Source organism: Desulfosporosinus shakirovi (assembly GCF_020595055.1).
GTDB classification, from domain to species: Bacteria; Bacillota; Desulfitobacteriia; order Desulfitobacteriales; family Desulfitobacteriaceae; genus Desulfosporosinus; species Desulfosporosinus shakirovi.
The window spans coordinates 79002-101918 of the sequence record NZ_JAJDOO010000016.1 but is presented as its reverse complement, the minus strand read 5'-3'; the positions used below and the strand labels follow the sequence as shown (position 1 = coordinate 101918).

General features: G+C 37.6%; 20 protein-coding genes and 1 pseudogene. 7 read left to right on the top strand and 14 right to left on the bottom strand.

The window, feature by feature from the left end:
* Positions 1-89 precede the first annotated feature (89 nt).
* Complete coding sequence (locus tag LJE72_RS14950) at positions 90-1124, bottom strand: YkvI family membrane protein (protein ID WP_229248498.1); 1035 nt, start codon at positions 1122-1124, stop codon at positions 90-92.
* Positions 1125-1249: 125 nt separating this feature from the next.
* Here LJE72_RS14950 and yyaC point away from each other — a divergent pair, with 125 nt between their 5' ends.
* Positions 1250-1816 carry a spore protease YyaC gene (gene yyaC / locus LJE72_RS14945; protein WP_229248497.1) on the top strand — a complete coding sequence of 189 codons (567 nt, stop codon included), beginning with the start codon at positions 1250-1252 and terminating at the stop codon, positions 1814-1816.
* 14 nt (positions 1817-1830) lie between these two features.
* On the opposite strand, the gene LJE72_RS14940 is transcribed toward yyaC, so the two are convergent.
* From LJE72_RS14940 to rpmH, 13 genes and pseudogenes are all read right to left on the bottom strand, one after another.
* Complete coding sequence (locus LJE72_RS14940; protein ID WP_229248496.1) at positions 1831-2316, bottom strand: DUF4446 family protein; 486 nt, start codon at positions 2314-2316, stop codon at positions 1831-1833.
* 224 nt (positions 2317-2540) lie between these two features.
* Positions 2541-3241 (bottom strand): annotated as a pseudogene (locus tag LJE72_RS14935) (DUF554 domain-containing protein).
* A 700-nt stretch (positions 3242-3941) separates the two neighbouring features.
* Positions 3942-4787: a ParB/RepB/Spo0J family partition protein gene (locus LJE72_RS14930; protein WP_229248495.1), complete on the bottom strand. Its 846-nt coding sequence runs from the start codon at positions 4785-4787 to the stop codon at positions 3942-3944.
* Positions 4780-5541, bottom strand: a complete 762-nt coding sequence (locus LJE72_RS14925; protein ID WP_229248515.1) for a ParA family protein — start codon at positions 5539-5541, stop codon at positions 4780-4782. The genes LJE72_RS14930 and LJE72_RS14925 overlap by 8 nt, the downstream gene beginning before the upstream one ends.
* 135 nt (positions 5542-5676) lie before the next feature.
* Positions 5677-7137 carry a VanW family protein gene (locus tag LJE72_RS14920; protein WP_229248494.1) on the bottom strand — a complete coding sequence of 487 codons (1461 nt, stop codon included), beginning with the start codon at positions 7135-7137 and terminating at the stop codon, positions 5677-5679.
* Between the two features lie 125 nt (positions 7138-7262).
* On the bottom strand, positions 7263-7982 hold the full coding sequence (rsmG, locus tag LJE72_RS14915; protein WP_229248493.1) for a 16S rRNA (guanine(527)-N(7))-methyltransferase RsmG: 720 nt from the start codon (positions 7980-7982) through the stop codon (positions 7263-7265).
* Between the two features lie 3 nt (positions 7983-7985).
* Positions 7986-9887, bottom strand: coding sequence for a tRNA uridine-5-carboxymethylaminomethyl(34) synthesis enzyme MnmG (mnmG, locus tag LJE72_RS14910; RefSeq protein WP_229248492.1), 1902 nt, complete (start codon positions 9885-9887; stop codon positions 7986-7988).
* An 8-nt stretch (positions 9888-9895) separates the two neighbouring features.
* Positions 9896-11260: a tRNA uridine-5-carboxymethylaminomethyl(34) synthesis GTPase MnmE gene (gene mnmE / locus LJE72_RS14905; protein ID WP_229248491.1), complete on the bottom strand. Its 1365-nt coding sequence runs from the start codon at positions 11258-11260 to the stop codon at positions 9896-9898.
* A gap of 123 nt (positions 11261-11383) precedes the next feature.
* Positions 11384-12010 carry an RNA-binding cell elongation regulator Jag/EloR gene (gene jag, locus LJE72_RS14900; RefSeq protein ID WP_229248489.1) on the bottom strand — a complete coding sequence of 209 codons (627 nt, stop codon included), beginning with the start codon at positions 12008-12010 and terminating at the stop codon, positions 11384-11386.
* 29 nt (positions 12011-12039) lie between these two features.
* Positions 12040-12714 (bottom strand): YidC/Oxa1 family membrane protein insertase, encoded by a 675-nt coding sequence (locus LJE72_RS14895; RefSeq protein WP_229248488.1) that lies wholly within the window; start codon positions 12712-12714, stop codon positions 12040-12042.
* A gap of 11 nt (positions 12715-12725) precedes the next feature.
* Entirely contained in the window at positions 12726-12932 is a 207-nt protein-coding gene (gene yidD / locus LJE72_RS14890; RefSeq protein ID WP_229248487.1) for a membrane protein insertion efficiency factor YidD, read from the bottom strand.
* Positions 12933-12936: 4 nt separating this feature from the next.
* Entirely contained in the window at positions 12937-13278 is a 342-nt protein-coding gene (rnpA, locus tag LJE72_RS14885; RefSeq protein WP_229248486.1) for a ribonuclease P protein component, read from the bottom strand.
* A 338-nt stretch (positions 13279-13616) separates the two neighbouring features.
* Complete coding sequence (gene rpmH, locus LJE72_RS14880; RefSeq protein ID WP_007777819.1) at positions 13617-13751, bottom strand: 50S ribosomal protein L34; 135 nt, start codon at positions 13749-13751, stop codon at positions 13617-13619.
* Between the two features lie 357 nt (positions 13752-14108).
* Here rpmH and dnaA point away from each other — a divergent pair, with 357 nt between their 5' ends.
* The 6 genes from dnaA to gyrA all read left to right on the top strand — a co-directional run bounded on the left by dnaA (position 14109) and on the right by gyrA (position 22911).
* The gene (gene dnaA / locus LJE72_RS14875; protein ID WP_229248484.1) at positions 14109-15467 is read left to right on the top strand and encodes a chromosomal replication initiator protein DnaA; all 1359 of its coding nucleotides are present in this window, start codon (positions 14109-14111) and stop codon (positions 15465-15467) included.
* A gap of 294 nt (positions 15468-15761) precedes the next feature.
* The gene (gene dnaN, locus LJE72_RS14870) at positions 15762-16865 is read left to right on the top strand and encodes a DNA polymerase III subunit beta (protein WP_229248482.1); all 1104 of its coding nucleotides are present in this window, start codon (positions 15762-15764) and stop codon (positions 16863-16865) included.
* Positions 16866-16873: 8 nt separating this feature from the next.
* Positions 16874-17968 carry a DNA replication/repair protein RecF gene (gene recF, locus LJE72_RS14865; RefSeq protein WP_229248480.1) on the top strand — a complete coding sequence of 365 codons (1095 nt, stop codon included), beginning with the start codon at positions 16874-16876 and terminating at the stop codon, positions 17966-17968.
* Entirely contained in the window at positions 17969-18229 is a 261-nt protein-coding gene (gene remB, locus LJE72_RS14860; RefSeq protein WP_229248478.1) for an extracellular matrix regulator RemB, read from the top strand. It abuts the gene before it with no gap.
* Positions 18230-18478: 249 nt separating this feature from the next.
* Positions 18479-20413: a DNA topoisomerase (ATP-hydrolyzing) subunit B gene (gene gyrB, locus LJE72_RS14855; RefSeq protein WP_229248476.1), complete on the top strand. Its 1935-nt coding sequence runs from the start codon at positions 18479-18481 to the stop codon at positions 20411-20413.
* 14 nt (positions 20414-20427) lie between these two features.
* Complete coding sequence (gyrA, locus tag LJE72_RS14850) at positions 20428-22911, top strand: DNA gyrase subunit A (protein WP_229248474.1); 2484 nt, start codon at positions 20428-20430, stop codon at positions 22909-22911.
* Positions 22912-22917 lie beyond the last annotated feature (6 nt).

Genomic DNA, 22917 nt, shown 5'->3' with positions numbered 1-22917 from the left:
CAATATGTGAACAACTAATTATCATCATGCTAAACCTAATCTACTATAGCAAAAATTATACTTGTAAAGCAAATCGCTATTTTCGTCAATCAATAACCCTTTCTCCAGAAATAGAGAATTGTCGGCATAAAAACGAGACCCAAATAGCCAAACAGAGGGTATACCAGTTGTACAATCTGGGAGAATTTAACCCCTGCTATCGGTAAGAGGAGAATAAATAATATAAGCGTTGCCTTACCATAGCTTAACCTTCCAGAATCAACCACCCTGCTGACAAGGCTGAAACCATTGCCTACTGCTGCCGTAATCATTGCTAACCATAAGACAACGACGTAGAAAAAGGCTGGCCAATCTCCTAACTTACCTGCAATTCCAACCATAGGTATTTCTAGACCCAATATATCTGGGAAACGAAGTAAAGACGCTCCTATAGAGAATGCAAAAAGCCCCAGAGCTATCCCTCCTACAATTGCTCCCAAGCGTGCACCAGCTTTTTGAATTTCTCGCCCCAGCGATGCAAATACCACCATGGCTAGAGTTACATTAAATGACACGTATAAGATGGCGGAGACCACCCAATTACTCACAATGGGATTTGCGAGCATTACGATAGGTTCGCAGTCTCGCGAAGTTGTAATAAAAATCGCAGCTGTTGCAATTCCTAAGCAAAAAATGAACTTCAAGGGTATAAGGACTGAGTTTATCCATAATACTCCTTCTCCCCGATACCATAATGCCAGTCCTATGATACAGCCTGTCAAGAGAATACCTAACCATCTAGAGAAGCCAAAATACTCGTAAAAAAGCGCTCCACTTCCAGATATCATTGCCAGCATTCCTACAAATAAGAGGACACTTACGAGCATATCTGCCCATCTCCCCAAACGGGGGCCCAATAAATAGTCAAAGAAGTCATTATAGGATCTAATTTTCCAACGAATTTGTAAGTCTAACATGCCACATCCTAGTAGCGAAAAAAGCACAGAACTAAGTACAACTCCTGCTAAGCCCCAATAACCAAAGCGGGCAAAAAATTGCTGAATTTCTTGTCCTGATGCAAATCCAGCTCCCATGACTGCTCCCACATAGGTTGCAGCTACCTGAAATGTCGTTTTCCACTGCATGATTACTCCCTCCTCGCCATCATGCTTATGGCCGGAATAAGTAACTCATGCATAAAATTTATATCTTTTGGGAAATAATTTAGAGAATGCTATATTTTTAGTGATTTAAGGAAAGGAGGTTGCTTGTGAGTTTAATTTCATTATTTACTGAGACCCAGAAAATTAAGGCCCACGTAGATGATTATACTGCTAAAGCAAAACTTGAAATGCGGCTATCTGACCTATTTGTTTCCACTCAGAAACGCCCAGCTGTTATTTTGTGCATCGGAACTGATCGCTCGACGGGTGACGCTTTAGGACCATTAATTGGCACACACCTTTCTCGCCTTAAATTACCTCATCTTAATGTCTATGGCACATTAGATGACCCTGTACATGCGACTAATCTTGAACAGAACATATGTAGTATTCAACACAGTTTTACAAATCCATTCATTATTGCAGTTGATGCCTGTTTAGGACGTTTAGATTCTATCGGCTGCATTACACTTGCGGATGGACCTTTAAAACCGGGGTCAGGTGTTAATAAATCTCTTCCAGAAATAGGCGAAGCCCACATGACGGGCATTGTTAATGTGGGCGGATTCATGGAATATATGGTTTTGCAAAATACCCGTCTCAACTTAGTCTGGCGATTGTCAGAAAATATCAGTTCTCTAATAATTCGTTCTTACTTAAAAGTACGTGTTTAAGTATAAGAGATGACTTAGATTTTTTGTTGCCCAATCATCGCTTTTGATATAACCTCTTTTTCTTCATCTGAAAGGGAGTAGACCGACTGTCCTCCATTAATCGGTTTGGCATATATTCTTGCTTCCTCTCGGCTGTAAATGGAGCTAATAACTAGTCCGTTACAGTCTTGATTCAAGAACGCAACTGCAAAGCTTAAGTCGCTGCCTACATCTTCAAAGGCCCTGAAACGCAGTAATTCGGCACGATCTATGCTGGCCCTTAATTTTAGTTCAATTGGAGTAAGCCTTTGATTACATTTATCAACATTCTTCTCTATTTCATCAACTTTATGAACATACTCATTCAGTAATTCATCTATTTGTTTTCCATTCATAAACTTCTGCAAGCTTATATATGAACCTTCAAAACGTTTCATTCGACGATATAGTGCAATCGATAGTATAAACACAATAAGTACTAAAAAAGCTAAGACACTTACAATCCACCAATATAAAGGCATTATACCCTCTAGCATTGCCAATTCTTTGCCTGGTTTTTAAATCCGAACTAGTTATGTTCCAATTTTCTCCTTGTCGACTAAACAAAGTGGTAGATTGAAAGCCTCTCGCTTCCTAATTAACTACCATAAACCAGGTTTATTCACTTCCTTTCAATTTCGACTTAACCAACATTTCAAATAATAGTATATTTCTTACCTAAAATGCCTTTCTGTACTTATTATCCTTACATACCTAAATGTAGTCTTGTAAACAGAACAGTTAATGGAATTGCAATAAATAATCCTGGTAATAGATTGCCCACTTTAATCTCTTTTATTTCTAAAATATTAAAGCCAATTCCTACAATGAGTAACCCTCCGGTAGCACCCATTTCAGTAATGACCTGTGGCGATAGAACTCCTTGCAATAGTTCCGCCGAAAGAGTTAACAACCCTTGATATATGAAGACTGGAATTGCTGAAGCTAATACTCCAATTCCCATTGACGAAGCAAATACTAATGCAGTTACTCCATCTAACATTGCCTTCGCGTAAAGTATTGTGTTGTTGCCTGTAAGTCCGCTCTTGAATGCACCCATAATAGCCATCGCGCCAACACAGTATATCAAGCTTGCTGTTACAAATGCCTTTGTGAATCCCGCTGTTTGCCCATTTTTTGATAGTTTGCGCTCAAGCATTTGTCCAAATTTTTGCATCTGGTATTCTATGTCAATTAATCCCCCTACGATTCCACCTAATACCAACTTGCAATAACTACTAAAGTGTTTTTAGTTTGCAAGGCCATACTTACCCCAATCAGCAAGACTGCAAGACCAATTCCTTGAATCACGGTTTTTTTGATTTTATCAGGCAGGGTCTGTCCAAACAACAATCCTAACAGACCTCCAATTAATATAGCTACTGTATTAACGACGGTACCCAACAACTATATTCCCTCCTTTCTAATTAAATGCGCCCATATGTTCCACGTGGAACATTTCTTAACTAGCTATTCAATTATGTTAATATGGTAATTATAATTTGCTATCAAACCCCTTTACTCGGCTTGTCCCACAATCCTACGCGCGTACGATTGTGGGACAAGCCCGACCGGGTCTAACGTGAATTAATTGGTTAACGATGAATCATTATTACCTCTATGTACATGGTTTTTGACACCAAAGGTTGTTTTTTTATGCACATATATTCCGTAAAACTAATCGTAAACCTTTACAAAACCTAGACTTTTGATAAATTAGCAAACTCAAATTAGTAGGTAAATGTTCCACGTGGAACATTCATTACTAGCTAGAGTAAAGTGATAAGATTTTTAAAAATACCCTTCCCACCATCCATGCGGTTAAACTCAACGTCCTTAACCAATGGAGCATTTAAGCCATACCAAAACCTTGCTTAAATATGGGAGTGCTCTACTCTTAACCATCTTAGATTGACAAATGGTCATTGGCATTATTCAGTTCATAGCCAGCAGTCGCTTTCCCCCATCACGAGACCTATAACATCCACGGCGGTGTAATAATTCAATACTATATATTATGTTTATGGTTGCAGGCACTTATCTAAAATATCAGTGTAGAAGACTACGACGATCTTATATACCTTGTGTCGACGCAAGTCAATAAAAATTATTCAATGTTGATATTCCATAATTCTAAAAGCCGATTTAACTCATCTTCGGAAAAATATTGCACCTCTATACGACCGCGTTTATAATCTCCTTTAACAATAACTTTGGTCTGAAAACTGGTCCTTAATTTATCTTGAACACTATGGAGTAGGGGATACCGTTCGGGAGTAAGTTTATCCTTTTCAACTTTTTCCGTAAGCCTATTAATAAGATTTTCGGTATCTCGAACAGACAATTGTTCTTTTGCAGTCTTTTGTGCGGTTAGTACCTGTAATGAAGTATCTTTAACTCCAAGTAATACCTTAGCATGACCTAGAGAAATCAAATTATTTCTAAGTAAGTCGAGAACTGTCTCAGGTAACTGTATCACACGCAAAAGATTAGTCACAGTTGTTCGTGCTTTTCCAACACGCTGTGAAACTTGTTCTTGACTTAACCCATATTCATTAATCAATCTTTCATAGGCTAAGCCTTCTTCGACTGGAGACAAATCTGAACGTTGAATATTTTCAATCAAAGCTCGTTCAGCCATTTCTTGATCACTGCAAACTTGGACTATACATTTGATTGCAGTTAGACCGGCAATTTTGGCGGCTCTTAAACGTCGTTCACCAGCAATAACGAAATATCGCTCTCCAGCTGGCCTTACTAAAATTGGCTGTAAAAGGCCATGGAGACGTAACGAATCTGCAAGATCATTTAACGCTTGTGGTTCAAATTCTGTTCGAGGTTGTTTTGGATTAGGATCAATAAGAGAAATAAGAATTTCCTTGATGCTTGGATCGTCACCTATTTCATCAGGAAGTAATGCTTGAAGTCCTCGGCCTAGTCCCTTTTTAGACACGTTCTAAGACCTCCTTCGCTAAATCACGATATACTTCTGCACCTCTAGAACGAGAATCGTAAGTATTAATTGCCTTTCCGTGACTGGGAGCTTCACTAAGACGAATATTTCGTGGCACAATATTCCGGAAGACTTTCTGTGGAAAATATTTTTTAACTTCATCAACGACCTGAATAGAAAGATTAGTACGAGCATCAAACATCGTTAGAAGGGCACCTAAAATATTTAATTTAGGGTTGAGATGTTTGCGAACTCTATCCAATGTGTTCATCAAGAGAGTTAACCCCTCAAGTGCGTAGTATTCACATTGGATCGGAATAATAACATCCGTAGCTGCTGTTAAAGCATTCAAGGTAAGAAGCCCTAATGATGGTGGGCAATCAATAAGAATAAAATCATATTCGCTCTTGACACTTTCGATAGCATTTCTCAACTTACTCTCACGGGAATTCTGTGTGACTAGTTCTATTTCTGCACCTGCCAATTCAATTCGAGCAGGAACAACCTCTAAACGTTTTTGTTCAGTTTTCATTATGACTTGATCCAGAGGGACGTCATTTATAAGAACGTCATATATACAATGAGTAAGCTTATTTTTGGCAACTCCCATACCACTGGTAGCATTTCCTTGTGGATCCAAATCTAAAAGCAGAACGCGTTTTCCAAGTTCAGACAAACAAGCACTCAAATTGATCGCCGTTGTAGTCTTAGCGACACCACCTTTTTGATTAGCGATAGCGACAACCCTAGTTATCAATAGCCCACACTTCCTTCATCACTCATTACTAAAACATTAATAAATACTATACTCTATGATAGTATCAAACCCCCCCCAATAAAAAAAGCGTATTTAACGCTTTTTTTAAAAATATAAAAAATAATCATTTAATTATGCTCCAACAGCAATAATTTTTGGTAACGGTGAGTATCGGCTCTCTTTAAGAGTCTCAGTTTTAATTACTTCTCCATTCACTTTAATAGTACGAAAAGATTTAACAAAATATCCAGGCTGACCTTCCTGTTTAATAATCGACTCGCCATGAGCAAGAGTCTCATCAACAAGTCGCTGTTCTTCAAAAGGAATAACAGATTCAATTGTATCCGAAATGAGTATTTCCTGTCCAGGAACTACCTTTCCGTACAACTCGATAGTAACTGCATTATTACTCATTTTAGTGCGTACGAGTAAATATCCGCCTGTGTTATTATTAAATTTTAAATCCAGGTCCGGATAAGCTACCGTAGCATCTTGTCCGAGTGGAACATAAGAAATAGCCAAATCGTGATTGCTTCTCTGAGTGACGGATAAATTTGCAAGTAATCCAGTGTTATACAAAGTGCTGGAAACTTGACATATTCCTCCCGCTAATCCAGGAACAAATTTACCGTTAACGATGATATAGGCATCTTTATAACCTGCATCTACAGTTCTTTCGCCCACGATCTTATTAAAAGATAAGGTATCCCCGGGCTTGATTATTTTTTTATCCATCGCTATTGCCGCCAAACGTACATTTCCTGATCTTGCGGTCTGCGTTGGGTCAAAACGAGTTGAATAACTCGCTAATAAACCAGTAATTTTTTGATCCTCTAATTGAGCTGCTGTTAAGAGAGGTAGTTGCTCTTTATATTTTACAGTGACTTCTGGATCCTTAGTAAAAACGTCTATTTGTTTAATTTTAGAAACTAAATCGTCTGTATCAATAACACGTCCAATTTGCTCCTTTTTGATAACCATTGAATTTTGAGAAGAAATCTCAAAAAAAGCATCTACAGCTGGCTTATTAAAAGATTCCAAGTTTTGGTTAAGCTTCTGCAGTAATTTATCGTCATCCCACTCTTGACTTAAAGTAAAATTTATTCCTTTTTTAGAAGTAGACAATTTATTGATCAAATTGTTCGCAATTGAACCATTCCTGCTAATCTCATAGGCCTCCTTCAATGCTGAATCAGCAGAAACTACAAGACCTAAATCTTGAAAGCTAACATTTTGTGAATATTGATCAACTTTGAGTGTTACATTTTGTCCAATCAAACGTTTAATTTCATTATCCATTGTCTCTTTTGCTTGTTCTAGAGTCATATTACCAACATTCATGTTTGAAACAGAGACACCTTCTGCTATAAGATGGCGGTCCCAAGTATAAAGCAGAGATGAGAGAGTAGCAAGTACTAATACAGTAAGAATTAGTCCTAAAGAAATATAAAACTTTTTACTCTTTTTGAAACTTAGCCCTTTCCTAGCTCTCTTTGCAGTGCCCCTAGTTCTCCTGCCAGTGTCTGTTATAGAAACTGGATTATCATTCATTTTACCTAGCCCATGATTTTGTGATTCTTCCAAATTGCCCACCCCTATAACTCCACTAATAATTACTATGATTCATAAATTCGACGTTCTATCGTCATTTTCCTTCACTGTCCATCATAAAAAGAGTATTACATATAAAGAAGTAGATGACGATAACTAAAAAAACATCAAACAATAGGACTTTTCGAGGGGGTTCCTGCCTTACGCGGGTATTGTGAAGGGGTTTGTCCAACCTTTCGGATTAAAATAACAGCTCTATGTTCCGCACTGCTTCCCAAATTAAAATGTGCAATTCCCTCTGACATGCCACCTAGAATTTTCAAAGCCCTACCTGATTCTGCCAATTCTTGATCGGCCTGAAGTCCTTTAGCAGCAAGAAAACGCCCTTCAATTTTAAGGACAGGAAGAGCATACTCTAATAGAGTTGGTAAACGGGCCACTGCACGCGAACTAACTGTGTCAAAATGCCTCCTGTATTTTCTATCTCTTCCAAAATCTTCAGCTCTGGCATGAATTGTATTAATGTCTTGTAAGTCTAACTTCTCAATAACAACGTCAAGGAAATCTAATCTCTTCTTTAAAGAATCTATTAGTACAACTTTCAGTTCTGGACGCATAATTTTTAAAGGAATACCAGGAAACCCTGCTCCCGTACCCAAGTCGGCTAAATGAATGCCTTGGATGAATTTCGCAAGAACCATCGAATCGATAAAGTGCTTTAAAATCACTTCTTGAGGATCAGTAATCCTCGTTAAATTTAATCTCTGGTTCCACTCAAGTAAGAGATCACCAAATTGGCAAAGTTGATTAACTTGTAACTCCGTTAATTCACACCCTATGTGCCTATAGGTTAACCCTTTAATCAGGGTCGCATACTCATTGAACACCCATTACTTCTCCCTTCTACGCCGCTGTTCTAGGGAAACAAGTAAAACTGAAATATCTGCAGGGCTTACTCCAGTAATACGAGATGCTTGTCCCAAATTTAAAGGATTTACTTCCATAAGTCTTTGTCTTCCTTCCGTAGATAAGCCTCTAATTTCTTCATAATTGAGGGTTATGGGCAGTATTCTTTCTTCTAACTTGGAAAACTTTTCGATATCAGCCCATTGTTTTTCAATATAACCAGAATACTTTGCTTCGATCTCGGCCTCTTCCAACACTTCCATATCATAGCTGTCTAACTCTGGAAGGAGCTTAATTAAATGTTTAAGAGAAATCTCCGGCCTGCGAATTAAATCTTGAGCACTAATTCCTCCTCGTGTCGGAGTAGATTTTGCCTCAATCATAACTTTTTGAAGTTCTTCACTTAAAGGAGAGAAAAAGGTAGCTTTTAAAAGCACTTTGATACTCTCAAAGTTAATCTTTTTTTTATCGAACCGTTGCCAGCGTTCCTCATCGACCAGTCCAATTGACCTGCCTTTTTCAGTCAACCTTAAATCAGCATTATCTTGTCTGAGAACAAGTCTGTATTCAGCTCGAGATGTTAAAAGCCGATAAGGCTCTTTGACCCCTTTTGTAACTAGATCATCCACTAGAACCCCTACATAACCATCAGAACGACGTAGGACAAAAGGATCACTATTTAATGCACGCAGTGCGGCATTAATTCCAGCCATTAAACCTTGAGCAGCCGCCTCCTCATACCCAGAAGTTCCATTTAACTGACCAGCAGTAAATAATCCTTTTAATTGGCGAACTTCTAAGCTAAGAGAAAGTTGGTGAGGCAGAACATAATCATACTCAATTGCATACCCAGGCCGTAACATTTGGACATGCTCTAAACCAGAAATACTTTGTAATATTTTAACTTGTACCTCTTCAGGCATGCTAGTTGATAGGCCCGCAACATAAAGCTCCTCGCTTTGCCATCCTTCAGGCTCTAAGAATATTTGATGCGCTTCTCGTTCTGCAAAACGTACAACTTTATCCTCAATTGAAGGGCAATAACGAGGACCTATACCCTCAATTTTACCTGAATATAAAGGGGCGCGATAGAGGTTATCACGTATAATATCGTGGGTTTTGTTAGCTGTATATCCCAGCCAACATGCTACTTGTTTTGAAGTGTCCCCTTGCCAAAAAGTGCTAACTGTAGGCATAAAGGAAAAACGCCAAGGAGTCTCGTCACCCGGTTGTATACGAAATTTAGAATAATCAACGGACTGACGATGTATTCGGGGCGGTGTTCCTGTTTTAAATCTTCCTAATTCAACTCCAAACTCTTTGAGCGAATCAGACAGTGACATTGCAGGCATCTGTCCGTTAGGTCCTCCTTGATACATAGAATCACCAATGATAATCCTTCCACGCAAATAGGTACCACTTGTTAAGACAACATTGGCTGATTTAAATCGTGCTCCTGTATGAGTCACTACACCATTCACCGCACCATTCTCTACGACAAGTCGTTCAACTAACCCTTGAATAACAGTCAATTTTACTTGAGAGAGTAAAGAATTGCGCATATGAGTTTGATAGGCCTGCTTATCAGATTGGATTCTCAACGCATGAACAGCCGGTCCCTTTCCAGTATTCAGCATTTTGACCTGTAAGGATGTCTCATCTGCGATAATTCCCATTTGGCCGCCTAAAGCGTCTATTTCTCGAACCAAATGACCTTTGGCTGGTCCCCCAAGAGAAGGATTACAAGGCATATGTGCAACAGTGTCTAAATTTAAAGTCAACAAGAGCGTCTCACACCCAATTCGTGCGGCAGCAAGCGCAGCCTCACACCCAGCATGTCCGGCTCCAACAACTATTACATCGTATTTTCCAGCAAAGTATTCCAATGTAAATCCTACTTTCCTATACAAAATCGAGAGAAAATATCCTCGAGAAGAGATTCTTGAACATTATGACCCGTAATTTCTGAGACATATTGTAAGGCTTGACGGATATCAATAGAAAGTATATCCCAAGGCATTCCCTGCTGCAAACTCTCCATAGATTGTTTTAAGGCATTGTCACAATTCAGTAACGAGGAAATTTGTCGCACATTAGAGAGTAACGGATCTGTTGAGAGAACAGTCTCTCCTTGATAAACCCTATCTCGAATTGCTTCTTCTAACTCAGAAAATCCTTTATTCTCCTTTACTGAAAAAGGGATGCACAGCCCATTTTCATAAATTGAAACAGTTTGCCGATCTTCTTGGAGTAAATCTATCTTATTTAAAAGAACGATTACTTTGTCCGAGTATGTATTTAGTATTTGATATTCCACTTCTGAAAGAGGATGATTAGCCTGTACCACTAATAATATCAAGTCAGCAGTTGTTAATGCTTTCTTGGCTCTTTCAATTCCCAGACGTTCTACGAGATCATCACTTTCACAAATGCCAGCGGTATCCACCAATTGCAGAAGAATTCCACCCACACTGACAGATTCTCTAATTTCATCCCGTGTAGTTCCAGGAATATCAGTAACTATAGCTCTTTCTTCATTTAACAATGCATTAAGTAAACTTGATTTACCGACATTTGGCTGACCAACAATAACTGTTAATAAGCCGTCCCTTAGTATTTTACCGGTTTTACTTCCAGCTAATAGATAGGTTATATTCTTAAGCGCTTTATTAATAAGAGATTCCAGAGTTGTTCTATCCAAGGTTTCTACATCATCCTCTGGAAAATCAATACCTGCTTCTATAAAAGCCAGAATTTCTAAAATTTCTTCCCTCAAAGTAGTAATTAGATCCGAAAGACCACCATTTAACTGAGATAAGGCTAGATTTGCAGATGTTTCAGTTCGGGAACTAATCAGATCTATAACTGCTTCTGCTTGAACTAAGTCAAGCTTGCCGTTCAAAAATGCTCGCTTGGAAAATTCTCCGGGCCCAGCTAATAGTGCACCATTACGAATGCATGCTTGCAAAATCCTTTGAGCTACAAATGGACCTCCATGGCAATTAACTTCATAAACATCTTCGCCGGTATAGGAAGAAGGAGCCAACATTCTGCCGATTAAAACTTCATCGAGAACTACGTTTTCATCATGAAACTTACCAAGATTTAAGGTAAAGTTCTCATTGAGAGTCCAACGTTCTCTATTCTGTGGAGTAAAACATTTTTCAAGAATATATCCTGCTTTAGAACCACTCAATCTTAAAACATGAATACTTGCTTCCCCCATGGCCGTTGCCATTGCCACGATTGTATCTTCCAAAGAATTCATCTCCATTTTCTATCCATTTAAATAAAACTTAACTTAAAGTAAGTCTCCTATATTCTTATCTTACAGATATTTTCACATACTTATTTAAAAATAAAAAAGAGGGTTTTACCCCTCTTAGCTTCTTTTAAGTGATATGACAACCCTTCGATTTGGATCATCGCCCTCACTAAAGGTTGAAATTCTAGCTTCTTCTTGCAAAGAAGTGTGTATAATCCGCCGTTCATGAGGGTTCATCGGCTCTAACACTATTCTGGTGCCTGTCCTCTTTACCTTTTCCGATAATCTCTTTGCAAGACGAACCAACGTTTCTTCACGTCTCAACCTATATCCTTCTACATCAACAATAATTCGAACTCTTTCAGACAGTTGTTTAGCAACTGCTAAATTCGTTAAATATTGAAGTGCATCCAATGTATCTCCACGCCGTCCTATCAGAATCCCAAGTTCTGGGCCAGTAATATCAATATGCCAATGTTCTCCATCTTTACTTACCTGGGTATCTGCATTGACTTTAATAGCTTGACAGACTTTCTTAATAAAATCTGCTGCCAACATACCTGGATTGTCCTCGAAAGAAACACGCACCTTTGCCAGACGGGTTCCAAAGAGACCAAAAAAACCCTTCTTGGCAGGTTCCTCCAGTACCTCTACCTTTACTCTATCTCGATCTACCTCTAATTCCGTAATTCCAGCATTAATAGCCTCTTCAACTGTCTTCCCAGTTTTCTCTGCAATCCTCATGAACGATCCTCCTCACGCCTTACACGTCCCTATATTGCCTTTTTAGTTTTATTAGCTAACCTGCTATTAATAAAAAGTTGTTGAAAAATCGATACAACGTTCATCGTCACCCAATATAAAGCTAACCCGGCTGGAACTGTAACGCTAATGTAAGCAAAAAACACTGGCATTATATATAACATTGTTTTTTGGGTAGGATCTGTGGTAGCATTTGGACTCGTTAATTTAGTTTGCAGATAAGTTGTGGCTGCAGCAAAGATCGGTAAAATTATATGATATGAGAGAGCAAACCCATATACAACTGTTAAGTCAAAACCTAAAAACAAATGCGCTGAAGGATTTGTTGGGTCATAAGGAAAATGTAACAATGTACTGTATAAAGCCCAAAAAATCGGCAACTGAATAATAATAGGAAGACAGCCGCCCAATGGATTTACTTGATGTTCTTTATACAGCTCCATAACGGCTGCATTCGCTTTTTCTTTGTTATTTTTATGTTTTTCTTGAAGTGCTTTAATTTTAGGTTGTAAATCCACCGTTTTTCGCATTGAAGCCATTTGCTTATAAGTTAGCGGGAAAATTAAGGTCTTAATCAAAATTGTCAAAAGTATAATCGAAACACCATAATACGGTAGACCTATAGTAGCAGACATACTATAAAGTATGTTTAATAAATAAGTCATTCCTTCAACAATAGTACTCATAGAAGCCCTCCTTAAACTGGGTCGTGCCCACCTGGATTAAACGGATGACATTTTAATATCCGTTTAATTGATTTCCAACTTCCTTTAATTAGTCCATATTTTAATAGAGCCTGAGCAGAATATTCCGAACAACTTGGATAAAAGCGACAAGTTTGTCCCTTTAGAGGAGAAATTAAAACTTGGTATAAACGAATCATCCCAATTAAAATATGTCTCATTAATTTACTCACTTTTTATTAAAGTATTGGCTTTTTCTAAAATATTCATCATATTGCTTTCGACTTCAGAGTAGGAAACTCCTTTGATTCTTGCTCTTGCTATACAAATAATTTGTATATCTTTCCTGATTTCCGGCAGATGAAGCCTAATGACTTCCCTCATAAGTCTCTTTGCTCGATTTCTTTGAACAGAATTACCTACCTTTTTTGAGGCAATAAAACCAAAACGATTAGGGCCTTTGTAAAAAACATAAATAGCAACATATTTTACAGAGTAATTTTTTCCGAGTTCGAAAATTGATTTGAAGCCCGATTTTTGACGTAAGCGAAACTTTCTTTGTAGCATAACTCCTCCAGGCTTACATACCTTCTATCATATTCTAACTCACTATGCCTTAGTTTAAACGTTTTACGAGCTAGTATGACAGCTCAGAAAAACTATTTATCAGATAAACTTGGTTTCCGCCAAGCCACCGGCGTTGGCGGTCGCCATAGTCACACTTAATCGCTGGCCATGGACGGCCTGAATGTCCTTGCAGGCAAAACTCGAATAAGGATGTTCGAGGTCAGTACACCGCCGTGGATGGCATTAGGTACCGAGATGGCGAGAAGGGATCATCCATAAAGTATGTAACGATAAGTTATACTTTAAAACTGTAAAAAAAAGGCCACATAATTGCGGCCTTAAACTGATAATTTCTTCCGACCCTTTAAACGACGGCGCTTTATTACATTTCGCCCCGTTGGCGTACTCATCCGACTTAAAAAACCGTGAACACGCTTATGACGGCGATTCTTCGGTTGATATGTTCTCTTCAATTTAACGACACCTCCTTTATTTCAAACGAAAAAACATTCGAAGACAATCAAACTTACTTAGAGATTATACTCTAAAAAATTTTAATCTGTCAAGCAAATGACTTTGACACAGTGTGGATAACTTAATAGTTGAAAAGTTATCCACTGTGAATAATTTTATAAAGAGACGATATTCCTGTTGATAACCCTACCGAAACTTGATATTATATTTCTACAATACCTGACGACAACAACAAATCGTGTTTTCTTTTATTCACAACACGTAATTTGTTTAAGTTATCCACAAATGTGTATAAGTTTGTGTATAACTTTTTTATTGTCATATTTCTTTCATTTTTAGACAAGGGAGGTCCATCAATGCCACCACAGTCGAACTCACTCCAATTATTGTGGCAGGAAACGCTAGAAAAACTAAAAAATGAACTTTCTAAGCCGAGCTTTGAAACTTGGTTGAGTTCTACACGACTTCTTAATATTGATGGAGATACACTTGTCATTAGTGTACCCAATGAATTTGCAAAAGATTGGTTAGAAAGTCGTTATGCACCTATGATTAGGTCTTCTGTTCAATCCGTTTTAGGTCATTCTGTAAGCCTTCGCTTTATTTTATCTTCTTTAGGAGATACTTATAGTGATGATATATCCTCAACTGAGCCGACAGTTGCAATTTCTAAGCATAATGAACCTATCCCTAATTCACTAAATACTAAATACACCTTCGACACTTTTGTTATTGGTAATAGTAATCGTTTTGCCCATGCCGCTTCCTTAGCTGTGGCTGAATCACCAGCCAAGTCCTATAATCCTCTATTTATTTACGGAGGAGTAGGTCTGGGAAAAACCCACCTCATGCATGCAATAGGGCATCATGTCCTTCAACGATCACCTAATACTAAGGTTATTTATGTTTCTAGTGAAAAATTTACAAATGAACTGATAGATTCCATCAGAGACGAAAACCCCGAAGAATTCCGCAATCATTACCGAAACGTTGATATCCTACTAATCGATGATATTCAGTTTTTAGCTGGCAAAGAACGAACTCAAGAAGAGTTCTTTCATACATTTAATGCACTTCATGAAGCTAATAAACAAATTATTATTTCATCTGATCGTCCTCCAAAAGAAATACCAACGTTAGAAGACCGATTACGATCACGTTTTGAATGGGGCTTAATAACTGATATTCAGGCACCCGATCTGGAAACACGCATAGCTATTCTTCGAAAAAAGGCAATGATGGAAAACCTCCAGGTTCCTAATGAAGTAATGGTTTACATCGCTGACAAAATTCGTTCGAATATACGTGAGCTCGAAGGCGCACTAATAAGAGTAATGGCTTTTGCCTCCCTTAGTTTAATCCCTATAACTGCAGAAGTAGCAGTAGAAGCATTAAAAGATATTATCCCAGCAAATAATACTAAACAAATAACCATTGATATTATTCAGGAATCAGTTGCAAGATTTTTTAACTTATCACCTACTGATTTCAAAGCAAAGAAAAGAACCCGTGCCGTTGCCTTTCCCAGACAAATCGCCATGTATCTTTCTCGTCAACTTACAGATTTCTCTTTACCTAAAATAGGAGACGAATTTGGGGGAAGAGATCATACAACTGTAATGCATGCTCATGATAAAATCACACAAGCCCTAAGCAACGATCCATCGCTCGAGAAAAAAGTGAATGAAATAATACAACGTATTCAATCAGATTAAAGCTTTAAAATATTGTTCATAACCTGTGGATAAAATAGTTCATAAATTTTTAAATGTGGACACGTGGATAATTTAATCCGGTTGTCCACAACTTTTTCAACATAGCTTTTATCAGTCGTTTAGACATGTCAGTCTACTTATACACATGTTGACAGGCTATACTACTACAACTACTAACTATTATCTTATTATTAATAGCCTAATTTTAGAACGATCAATAAAAAAATAACTTCTATATTCTGAAGTTTATTTAATCTTATCCAAGGGAAAAATTTATAGGAGGATTCGATTCATATGAAAATCTTCTGCTCAAAAGATGCACTGCTTTCAGGTGTAAATGCTGTTCAACGGGCTGTTTCTAATAAAAACCCATTGCCGGTCCTTCAAGGAATTTTAATTCAGGCCGATAATCAGTCTTTACAATTTGCAGCTACTGATCTTGAAATGGGGATTCGTTGCGACGTTCCAGCCCAAGTCACTGAGAAAGGAACAATGATAGTTCCTGCTAAACTCTTTACAGAAGTTGTACGTAAATTGCCGGATACAACAATTACCTTAGAAGAAAAAGATCAACAAATAACAATAGGTTATTATCAATCAGAAATTATTTTGCATGGTTACGACCCTGAAGAATTCCCTTTGCTTCCAGACCTTATAGAACCTTTATCCTTTGAATTACCCACTATAATATTTAAAAATATGATTAAACAGACCATATTCTCCTGTGCTGCAGAAGAAAACAGACCAGTTTTTAACGGGATACTCTTACAAATTGAGGGTACAAATATTCGACTAGTGGCCACAGATACTCATCGATTAGCCTATATTATTTCAGAAATAACTAATTCGGGAGAGTCACGTTTTAGTGGCATTATTCCCTCGAAAACTCTTTCAGAAATTTATCGTTTGTTAAGAGATGAAGATGAGGTTTTAAACATTAGTTACAGCAGTAATCAAGTAGTTTTCCAATTTGGGTCAATTTATTTAATATCAAGACTTATCGAGGGTCAATTTCCTAACTATAAACAAGTTATACCTCAAACATGTGAAACAAAAGTTTATTTATCAGTTAGAGAATTTCTTGACGCGGTGGAACGGGCTTCGTTGCTTTCTCGCGACAAAAGTGGTGCTAATATTATAAGGATAAATGTAGAAAATAATGAGTTGAGAATTGATCAAAGTTCAGAATTAGGCAAAATATCTGAGCAAATAGGCATAGAAATGGAAGGCAATGATGTGAGGATTGCTTTTAATGCAAAATTTTTGATTGATGCCTTAAAAGTAATAGACAGTGATCGCATTTTATTTGAATTATCTGGGCCATTTAGTCCAGGTGTAATGAGACCATTAGACAATCCGAATTATATTTATCTGGTATTACCGGTAAGAACGTCTTAAGAATAATTATGATGATAAATAATATACGCTTACAGAATTTCCGTAATTATGAGAATGAAACTATTCAATTCATGGATGGAACAAATATTTTAATTGGAGATAATGGTCAGGGTAAGACAAATATTATTGAAGGAATTTATTACTTATTGACTGGTAAATCCTATAGAGTACATCGTGAACAAGAACTATTACGTTGGGATCAAAGTGAATTTCATCTTTATGGGGATTTTTTAATGAATGACCGTAAAGTATTGTTGGAAAGTCATTATAAAGATAAAAGGAAAATGGTCAAAATAAACAAAGTATCCTGTCAACGTTTATCAGATTTTGTTGGGACAATAAATGTAATCTTCTTTTCTCCGGATGACCTTGTTATGATAAAAGGGGGGCCTTCGGAAAGAAGAAGATTTTTAGACTTGCATATTGCACAAATGCGCCCAGGACATGTAAGTATTTTAAACGCGTATAATAAAGTGATTCAACAGAAAAGTGCATTATTAAAGTCTTTTAATGACAAGCATATGAAGTACTCACAATTAAAGCTTTGGAATGAACAAATTATTGAATTGGGAGAAAAGATTATTCTCAATAGAGCGGATTTGACGCAACGCTTACAAGATGCAGCAAACCTCATTTATGGAAATTTGTCCTCAAAAAAAGAAAAATTGATGATCCTCTACTATTCTTTGGGTAAAAGAAATGTAAATGAAGCTATATCTGAATTTCCCAAATTACTAAATGATAAATTAGATCAAGAGATAGAACGTCAAATGATTCTTGTAGGCCCTCATCGTGATGATTTACAGATACTCCTAAATAATAAACCAGCACGACTTTATGCATCACAAGGGCAACAGCGTTCTTTAGTGTTGAGCCTAAAACTTGCTGAACTTGAGCTAATATGTCAAGAAAAAGGAGAATACCCCCTTCTTTTACTTGATGACGTGTTGTCTGAATTGGACCGTTTTAGGAGAGACTATTTAATAAAGTTCATAGAGTCTTCACACATACAAACTCTTATAACTATGACGAGTGCTGATAATTATATTGAGTTAGGAACGCTTTATTTTGTGGAACAAGGACACATAAGGAGGGAAACTTAGTTGTATTTACATCTTGGCGGAGATGTTCTGATTAAAAAAAATGAAATTGTTACAATTATAGACTTAGATATTTCAAAAATTAGTCAAACTAACCAAGTATTTTTAGATAAAATGAAGAATTATTATAAAAATATTTATTATATTTCAGATAAAGGTAAGGAAAAAACCTTAATTGTAACGATAAATGATTTGTATTTTTCTCCAATTTCTTCGATTACATTATTTAGGCGTACTTTTACCGAAATTGGAAATGAAAGCTAAAAATCAAAGCATATAGTTTGAATTAGCTTTAAATTGATACATCTTAAATTTTAGTGTACAATAATAAGGTTGAAGGTATTTATTGGTACCAGTCAAACTTTCATAATATAAGCACCATTGCCATCTATGTGATGCTCTAACTTTGAACATTTCTGTTAGGGTTATGGCCTGTGCATAAGTGCGACTATGGCGACCGCCGGCGAATAAAAGTCTTGGCGCTAGCCAAGTTTTCTATAGGAGGAAACAGCTTTGCAAGAAAATAAAGAGCTACAAGTTCAAAGTACGGGTGATAATTATAATGCAGGGCAAATCGAAGTTCTTGAAGGTTTAGAGGCTGTTCGTAAACGTCCTGGTATGTATATTGGGACCACAGGTCCTCGAGGTCTTCATCACCTTGTCTATGAAATCGTTGACAACAGTATTGATGAAGCGTTAGCCGGATATTGTGATAAGATTGATGTGCTAATTCACGCAGATAACAGTATTACAGTTATCGATAATGGGCGTGGAATTCCAGTAGATATACATCCTAAAACAGGTAAACCTGCTGTTGAAGTTGCTTTGACCGTATTACATGCTGGAGGAAAATTTGGTGGAAGTGAAAGTGCCTATAAAGTATCAGGGGGGCTCCATGGAGTTGGTCTAAGTGTTGTAAATGCATTATCCAAATGGTTGGTTGTTGAGGTTTCCAAAGGAGGCCATGTATATCATCAGGAATATGCAAAAGGCAAGCCAACTACAGAGCTGGAAAACATCGGGACAACCGAAACTAATGGAACTAAGATATCATTTATCCCTGATTCAGAAATATTTGAAGAGACTGTTTACGACTTTGATATTTTGGCTCATCGACTTAGAGAACTATCGTTTTTAAATAAAAGTATTACTATTAATTTAACGGATGAGCGTACTAATGTTAAAGAAACTTTTTTACATACCGGTGGTATTCAAGATTTTGTAATGTACCTCAATAAAAGTAAGGATTGTTTGCATCCTCAACCAATATATATTGAAACAACAAAAGACAATGTTCAAGTAGAGGTTTGTATTCAGTATAACGATAGTTATGCGGAAAATTTGTTTTCCTATGCTAATAATATTAATACCCAAGAAGGGGGAACCCATGAGGCGGGTTTTAAGTCGGCTCTAACGAGGGTAGTTAATGATTATGCCCGCAAAAGTAATATGTTAAAAACTGCAGACTCTAATCTATCCGGAGATGACATCAGAGAAGGATTAACTGCTGTAATTTCGGTTAAGGTTCCTGATCCTCAGTTTGAAGGACAGACGAAGACGAAGTTAGGTAATAGTGAAATAAGAGGTATAGTGGACTCGGCAACAGGAGAAGGATTAAATATTTTCCTCGAAGAGAATCCGTCTATTGCTCGAAAATTTATTGATAAATCAGTTCAAGCAGCCCGAGCACGGGACGCAGCCCGAAAAGCGAGGGAGTTAACTCGTCGTAAGAGTGCTTTAGAAGGAACTTCTCTTCCCGGTAAACTGGCAGATTGCTCTTGGAAGGAACCTGATTTGTGTGAAATGTACATTGTCGAGGGAGATAGTGCAGGCGGTTCGGCAAAACAAGGCAGAGATCGTCGCTTTCAAGCCATTTTACCCTTGCGCGGGAAAATTATTAATGTAGAAAAAGCCAGGCTCGATAAAATATTAGGAAATACAGAGATAAGGGCAATGATTACTGCGATGGGGACTGGTATATCAGATGATTTTGATATTACAAAAGCACGTTATCATAAACTAATCATTATGACAGACGCTGACGTAGATGGTGCTCACATTAGGACACTATTGCTAACCTTCTTTTATCGTTATATGAGACCCCTCATCGAAAATCATTATGTTTATATTGCTCAACCCCCGCTTTTTAAGATAAAAAAAGGTCGAGACATTCAATATGCTTATTCGGATGTTGAATTGACAAATACCCTTGAAAAAATTGGTCGGGAAAAGGTAGAACTTCAGCGTTACAAAGGTTTGGGAGAAATGAATCCTGATCAGTTGTGGGAAACCACGATGGATCCTGCAAACCGAACTATCTTAAGGGTGACTATGGAAGATGCTATGAGGACTGAAGAAATGTTTACTGTATTAATGGGTGATAAGGTTGAACCTCGTCGTGACTTTATTAATCGCTATGCTAAAGATGTTCGTAATCTAGATACTTAAAGGGGTGCTCATTCATGGCGGATGAACTATTGGGAGGGAAAGTCCTTCCTATTGAAATTGCGGAAGAAATGCGAAAGTCATTTATCGATTACTCTATGAGTGTTATCGTTAGCCGTGCTTTGCCCGATGTGCGAGACGGGCTCAAACCGGTGCATCGCCGAATTCTTTATACTCTTCATGAGTTGGGTTTGACCCCGAACAAGCCTTATAGTAAGTCAGCACGACTTGTTGGGGATTGCATGGGTAAATTCCACCCCCACGGGGATTCTTCAATTTATGATGCGGTTGTTCGTTTGGCGCAAGATTTTGCAAGTCGCTATCCGCTTGTTGACGGACACGGTAACTTTGGTTCAATTGATGGAGACTCTGCGGCAGCTATGCGTTATACTGAACTGCGAATGGCTAAAATAGCAACTTATATGTTGGCAGACATTGACAAGGATACTGTTGAATTTGGCCTTAACTATGATGAAAAACAAGAAGAACCTACAGTATTGCCTTCAAAATTTCCAAATTTGCTTGTAAACGGTTCTTCAGGAATTGCAGTAGGAATGGCAACGAATATTCCGCCTCATAATTTAACAGAAGTGGTCCAAGCGACAATTGCTTTGATGGAAAATCCTGAATTATCGATTGATGAACTAATTAATTATATAAAAGGTCCAGACTTCCCAACTGGTGCAACGATCATGGGTCACGAAGGAATAAGATCTGCTTATCATACTGGAAGAGGTTCAATAAAAATAAGAGCTAAAGCACAAATTGAAAGCATGGAAAAGTCGGGTAAGACCCGTATCCTTATCACAGAAATTCCGTTTATGGTCAATAAAGCTAGAATGATAGAGAAAATTGCTGACCTTGTTCGTGATAAGAAAATTGATGGGATTACCGACCTTAGGGATGAATCGGACAGGTCAGGGATGCGTATTGTTATAGAGCTAAGACGTGATGTAAATCCGAAAGTTATATTAAACCAACTATATAAACATACTCAGTTGGAAGATACTTTTGGCGTAAATATGCTGGCATTAGTCAATGGACAGCCAAAAACTCTTACGCTTAAGGATATGATTCATTATTTTATTGAACATCAAAAAGATGTAATTGTTCGAAGAACTAGGTTTGAACTCAATAAAGCAGAGGCAGAAGCTCATATAATTGAGGGACTGAGAATAGCACTTGATCATATTGATGAAGTTATTGAAACCATACGCTCTTCATCTGATGAATCAAAGGCTAGAGAAAATCTATCAATGCGTTTTGGTTTAAGTGAAAAACAAGCACAAGCCATAGTAGATATGAGATTAAAGCGCCTGACCGGATTAGAAAGAGAAAAATTGGAGAATCAATACAAGGAACTGATGAAGACTATTGATTATCTTAAATCAGTTCTTGCCTCAGAAGCTATGGTTATTGGAATTGTTAAGGCTGAATTGGAAGAAATAAATCATAAATTTGGAGATTCTCGACGGACGCAGATAACGGTTGATGTCAGTAAAATGGATATTGAAGATCTTATTGCGGTGGAAGACGTAGTTGTCACCGTTACTCATTATGGGTATATCAAACGGTTGCCTCTAAATACATACAAGAGCCAGAACCGAGGGGGCAAAGGAGTCCATGGAATGGCTACCAAAGAACGAGACTTTGTTGAACATCTCTTTACAACGACTACCCATCACTATATTCTTTTCTTTACTTCGCAGGGAAAAGTGTATCGACTGAAAGCTCATGAGATTCCTGAAGCGAGTCGAACCGGTAAGGGAACTGCCGTCATAAACCTCTTAAATTTAAGCCAACATGAAATGATAACAGCAGTTATGGCAATTAAAGAGTATAGTCCTGACTTCTTCTTGATCACAGCTACTAAAAACGGCATCATGAAGAAGACAGCATTGCAGGAATATGATTCATCCCGAAGAGATGGGTTAATTGCTTTAACCTTAGATGAAGAGGATGAACTTATCGAGGTTAAGTTAACACAAGGATTGGATGATATTCTTTTAGCTACGAAAAATGGAATTGCCATTCGTTTTCCAGAGTCTGATGTACGTTATATGGGACGTACAGCGCGTGGAGTCAAAGGGATAAAGCTTGAAGCAAACGATTTAGTTGTTGGAATGGATGTTATTGGTGACGAAGGTGAACTCTTGACAATGAGTGAAAACGGATTTGCTAAGCGAACTAACCTTAAGGAATTCCGTGTTCAAGGACGTGGCGGCCGAGGAGTCATTGTCATGAAATTGAATGCTAAAACGGGCACTTTAGTTGGAATCAAAGTTGTTCAAGTAGAAGATGAGCTTATGGTAATTACCAATAATGGAATTATGCTTAGAATTCCTGTTTCAAGCATTTCCAATCAAGGACGATCTGCACAAGGAGTTATGGCCATGCGGACCGGTGAAAGCAGTGTTGTAGCGATTGCAAAAGTCTTGATGAAAGATGATGAAGAAATTGAGGAAGGTGATAATTCCGAGGACTCAGATGAAGAAGTCTAAAATTGA

Bases quoted from the DNA above. Each gene is read 5' to 3' on its own strand.
- LJE72_RS14950 (WP_229248498.1), bottom strand. From the start codon at position 1,124: ATGCAGTGGAAAACGACATTTCAGGTAGCTGCAACCTATGTGGGAGCA.
- LJE72_RS14940 (WP_229248496.1), bottom strand. From the start codon at position 2,316: ATGCCTTTATATTGGTGGATTGTAAGTGTCTTAGCTTTTTTAGTACTT.
- jag (WP_229248489.1), bottom strand. From the start codon at position 12,010: ATGAGGATTGCAGAGAAAACTGGGAAGACAGTTGAAGAGGCTATTAAT.
- LJE72_RS14895 (WP_229248488.1), bottom strand. From the start codon at position 12,714: ATGAGTACTATTGTTGAAGGAATGACTTATTTATTAAACATACTTTAT.
- yidD (WP_229248487.1), bottom strand. From the start codon at position 12,932: ATGAGACATATTTTAATTGGGATGATTCGTTTATACCAAGTTTTAATT.
- rnpA (WP_229248486.1), bottom strand. From the start codon at position 13,278: ATGCTACAAAGAAAGTTTCGCTTACGTCAAAAATCGGGCTTCAAATCA.
- dnaA (WP_229248484.1), top strand. From the start codon at position 14,109: ATGCCACCACAGTCGAACTCACTCCAATTATTGTGGCAGGAAACGCTA.
- dnaN (WP_229248482.1), top strand. From the start codon at position 15,762: ATGAAAATCTTCTGCTCAAAAGATGCACTGCTTTCAGGTGTAAATGCT.
- recF (WP_229248480.1), top strand. From the start codon at position 16,874: ATGATGATAAATAATATACGCTTACAGAATTTCCGTAATTATGAGAAT.
- gyrA (WP_229248474.1), top strand. From the start codon at position 20,428: ATGGCGGATGAACTATTGGGAGGGAAAGTCCTTCCTATTGAAATTGCG.